Raw genomic sequence first — 4,115 nt, 5'->3', positions numbered from 1 at the left:
CTGCTTTCTGAATCCTGCAATTCAGAAAGCACTGCGGGCTGGCAGAGCCAAGAGCTCTGGCACCGGTCCTGCAGCTCTTTCATGCCGGCTGTCAGGGAAGAAGTTTTTTGATGGGAAAGTCAGCTGTGAACAGGGGTTCTTAAATAGATTTGGAGTGAAAACATGGACTTACTTTCTATAGCTATGTCTGTTTTTGCTGCCATCATTGGTTTAGTGATTGGATATGTAGGTGTCTCGGTCAAGATGAAATCATCAAAAGAAGCCGCAGAACTTACTCTTTTAAATGCTGAACAAGAAGCAACCAATTTACGCGGACAAGCAGAACGCGAGGCTGATTTGATTGTCAAGGAAGCTAAGCGGGAAACGAATTCGCTTAAAAAAGAAGCACTTTTGGAGGCAAAAGAAGAAGCCAGAAAATATCGTGAAGAAGTTGAGGCAGAATTTAAATCTGAACGTCAGGAGTTGAAACAGCTCGAAAGCCGTTTGGCTGAACGGGCGACAAATCTTGATCGGAAAGATGATAATTTAACCAACAAAGAAAAAGCCTTGGAACACAAGGAACAAAGTCTTTCAGATAAATCTAAACACATTGATGCGCGTGCAGAGCAAGTAGCGGAGCTCGAAAAGCAGAAAGATGCTGAATTAGAGCGAGTTGCATCGCTGTCACAGACAGAAGCGCGTGACATTATTTTGACGCAGACCGAAGACAAGCTTTCCAAAGAGATTGCGACTAGGATTCGGGATGCCGAGCAGGATATTAAGGAGCGGTCTGACAAGGTCGCCAAGAATATTTTGGTTCAGGCTATGCAGCGGGTTGCCGGCGATTATGTCGCTGAGCAGACCAACTCAACAGTGCATTTGCCGGATGACAGCATGAAGGGGCGGATTATCGGCCGAGAGGGCCGCAATATTCGGACGTTTGAAAGTCTGACAGGAATTGATGTCATCATTGATGATACGCCTGAAGTGGTCACGCTCTCAGGTTTTGACCCTATTCGCCGCGAGATTGCCCGTATGACCATGGAAGCCTTGCTGAAAGACGGGCGCATCCATCCGGCCCGCATTGAGGAGCTGGTGGAGAAAAACCGTCTGGAAATTGACAATCGCATCCGTGAGTACGGCGAAGCTGCAGCTTATGAAATCGGTGCACCGAACCTGCACCCAGATTTGATGAAAATCATGGGACGCCTGCAGTTCCGCACTTCCTACGGACAAAATGTCCTGCGTCATTCTATTGAAGTGGCAAAACTCTCCGGTGCTATTGCCGGTGAGCTTGGCGAAAATGCCAATCTGGCCCGCAGGGCCGGCTTCCTCCATGACATCGGCAAGGCCATTGACCGGGAAGTGGAAGGCAGCCACGTAGAGATTGGGACAGAGCTGGCTCGCAAGTACAAAGAGCATCCGATTGTTGTCAATACTATTGCCAGCCACCACGGCGATGTTGAGGCTGAGAGTGTGATTGCCGTCATTGTTGCCGCAGCTGATGCCCTCAGTGCAGCCCGTCCGGGTGCCCGCAGCGAGTCTCTTGAAAGCTATATCAAGCGTCTTCAAGACTTGGAAGAAATTGCCAACAGCTTTGATGGAGTGAAGAACAGCTTTGCCCTGCAGGCCGGCCGCGAAATTCGCATCATGGTTCAGCCTGAGCGGGTCAAGGATGACAAGGTGACGATTTTAGCTCACGATGTTCGTGAAAAAATCGAAAACAATCTGGAATATCCAGGGAATATCAAGGTCACTGTTATCCGCGAAATGCGGGCAGTGGACTACGCTAAATAAAGAGGAGAGCAGTCTGGCAGCAGATTGCTTTCTTTTGGCTTTTTATACGGTCCCTTGTCAGAGCTGCTTACGATGGTGTGGCTGGCAGGGGAGTCTGTCTGACTTGCTTTTTCTGCCTGTGCCATTAAAAATCATACAGCCGGTGTGATAGAATAGCATACATTGTTCTCAGCCCCTTGAAATATCGGCCCAATTCTGTTACACTAGATAGAAAGACAGCGAAGGAGACATGATGACGGAACGAGGCTTACTAATCGTCTTTTCGGGCCCCTCTGGTGTAGGCAAGGGTACGGTCAGACGGGAAATTTTTGAAAGCACTGACAATCAGTTTCAGTACTCAGTGTCCATGACAACCCGTTCCCAGCGGCCTGGGGAAGTAGACGGGATTGATTATTTTTTCCGGACGCGTGAGGAGTTTGAAGAGCTGATCCGTCAGGGACAGATGCTGGAGTATGCAGAGTATGTCGGCAATTACTACGGCACTCCCTTGACCTATGTTAATGAGACCTTGGACAAGGGTGTTGATGTTTTTCTGGAAATAGAAGTTCAGGGAGCTCTTCAGGTCAAGAAAAAAGTGCCGGATGCTGTTTTTATTTTCCTGACTCCTCCAGACTTGGAAGAACTGAAAGACCGCTTGGTCGGCCGCGGTACGGACAGTGCAGAAATCATTGCCCAGCGGATTGAGAAAGCCAAGGAGGAGATTGCCCTCATGAGGGAATATGACTACGCTATTGTCAACGATCAGGTGCCTCTGGCTGCTGAACGGGTCAAACGCGTGATTGAAGCAGAGCATTTCCGGGTGGACCGGGTCATCGGCCGTTACCAGGATATGCTTCCAAAAGAAGAAACAATAATTCGCTAGAAAGTTAGAAATTAGGTAGAAAATTATGATGTTAAAACCGTCTATTGACACTTTGCTGGACAAGGTGCCGTCAAAGTATTCCTTGGTCATCCTGGAAGCCAAACGCGCTCATGAGTTGGAAGCGGGAGCTGCCGGCACTCAGGAGTTCAAATCCGTCAAATCCACGCTCCGCGCTCTGGAAGAGATTGAAGCGGGCAATGTGGTCATTCACCCGGATCCAGAAGGCAAGCGTGAAGCAGTGCGCCGCCGTGCAGAAGAAGAACGCCTGCGCAGGGAAGAAGAAGAACGCAAGATTAAAGAGCAGATTGCGAAAGAAAAAGAAGAAGGTGAGAAGATTTAAGGTTGGGGCTGCTCAATCTTATTTTTTCTGTAAAGGACCGCAGTGACTTGTAGAGGAGGTGAGCGGATGCGGGTTGCCAAGATTATTGTGGATATTCCTCTGATGCAGACAGATAAACCCTACAGCTATGCTATTCCGGAGGAATTTGCCGGTATGCTGGAAGCGGGGATGCGGGTCCATGTGCCTTTCGGCAAAGGGAATCGCTTGATTCAGGGTCTGATTGTAGCTTTCGGGGAGGAAGAGCCTGAAACTGCCGGAGAGGAGGTTGAAGGCTTTAAGGATATTGCGGAAGTTCTGGACTTCAGTCCAGTCCTGAACGAGGAACAGCTTTGGCTGGCCGACCAGCTGCGCAAATCGGTTTTTTCTTTTAAAATTTCTATTCTTAAAGCGATGCTGCCCAGCCTTCTTAATTCCAGCTATGATAAGATTCTTTATGCGACTGAAGAGCTGTCTCCTCAAGAAAGAGAGAGCCTATTGGGCCGGGCAGACAGCCTCCGCTTTTCAGACCTGGATAAAAGCAGTCAGGCCAGAGCCATGCGGCTGACCCGTTCAGGCAAACTGCGGCTGGAATACCAGGCGACGGATAAAAAACATATTAAGACCGAAAAATGGTACCAAGTCAACCATGCTGCCCTGCAAGACCATGACCTGCCCCGAGCCGCTAAGAAAAAGCAAGCCTTGAAAGAAGTGCTGCTGGACCAGCAAGACAGTCGGCTGCTGGCCGATTTGCGCCAAAACTTTTCACGCGATATTGTCCATTACTTTGTCAAAGAAGGATTGGTGATTGTCGAGGAAAGAGAGGTCAGCCGTTCTGCTGCTTACTTCCAGAAGGAGCGACAGCAGCAAAGTCTGACCTTAAATGCGGAGCAGGCTGCAGCGGTCGCGGCCATCACAGAGAAAATCGGTCAGCCTCAGGTTCGGCCGGTTCTGCTGGAAGGGGTCACGGGCAGCGGCAAGACAGAGGTTTATCTGCAGGTCATTGCAGAAGCGCTGGCTCAAAGGAAAACTGCAATCATGCTGGTGCCGGAGATTTCTCTGACGCCGCAGGTTACCGACCGTTTTATCTCACGGTTTGGCAATCAGGTGGCCATTTTGCATTCGGGCTTGTCTGACGGCGAGAAGTATGATGAGTGGCGC

At 49.6% G+C, this 4,115-nt stretch carries 4 protein-coding genes; all 4 read left to right on the top strand.

What is annotated here, in order from left to right; genetic code table 11:
- The first annotated feature begins 162 nt into the window (after positions 1-162).
- Positions 163-1,776 carry a ribonuclease Y gene (locus tag STRDD11_RS00100; protein WP_128834181.1) on the top strand — a complete coding sequence of 538 codons (1,614 nt, stop codon included), beginning with the start codon at positions 163-165 and terminating at the stop codon, positions 1,774-1,776.
- A 229-nt stretch (positions 1,777-2,005) separates the two neighbouring features.
- The gene (gene gmk / locus STRDD11_RS00095; RefSeq protein ID WP_206512663.1) at positions 2,006-2,638 is read left to right on the top strand and encodes a guanylate kinase; all 633 of its coding nucleotides are present in this window, start codon (positions 2,006-2,008) and stop codon (positions 2,636-2,638) included.
- A 25-nt stretch (positions 2,639-2,663) separates the two neighbouring features.
- Positions 2,664-2,978, top strand: a complete 315-nt coding sequence (gene rpoZ, locus STRDD11_RS00090) for a DNA-directed RNA polymerase subunit omega (protein WP_128834178.1) — start codon at positions 2,664-2,666, stop codon at positions 2,976-2,978.
- Between the two features lie 66 nt (positions 2,979-3,044).
- A partial coding sequence (locus STRDD11_RS00085) for a primosomal protein N' family DNA-binding protein (protein WP_128835285.1) occupies positions 3,045-4,115 on the top strand: 1,071 nt, incomplete at its 3' end.

It is taken from the genome of Streptococcus sp. DD11, assembly GCF_001578865.1.
Taxonomy (GTDB): Bacteria; Bacillota; Bacilli; order Lactobacillales; family Streptococcaceae; genus Streptococcus; species Streptococcus panodentis.
The sequence above is the reverse complement of the archived record's forward strand: the minus strand, read 5'-3'. Positions and strand labels throughout refer to the sequence as shown.

Bases quoted from the DNA above. Each gene is read 5' to 3' on its own strand.
- STRDD11_RS00100 (WP_128834181.1), top strand. From the start codon at position 163: ATGGACTTACTTTCTATAGCTATGTCTGTTTTTGCTGCCATCATTGGT.
- gmk (WP_206512663.1), top strand. From the start codon at position 2,006: ATGATGACGGAACGAGGCTTACTAATCGTCTTTTCGGGCCCCTCTGGT.
- rpoZ (WP_128834178.1), top strand. From the start codon at position 2,664: ATGATGTTAAAACCGTCTATTGACACTTTGCTGGACAAGGTGCCGTCA.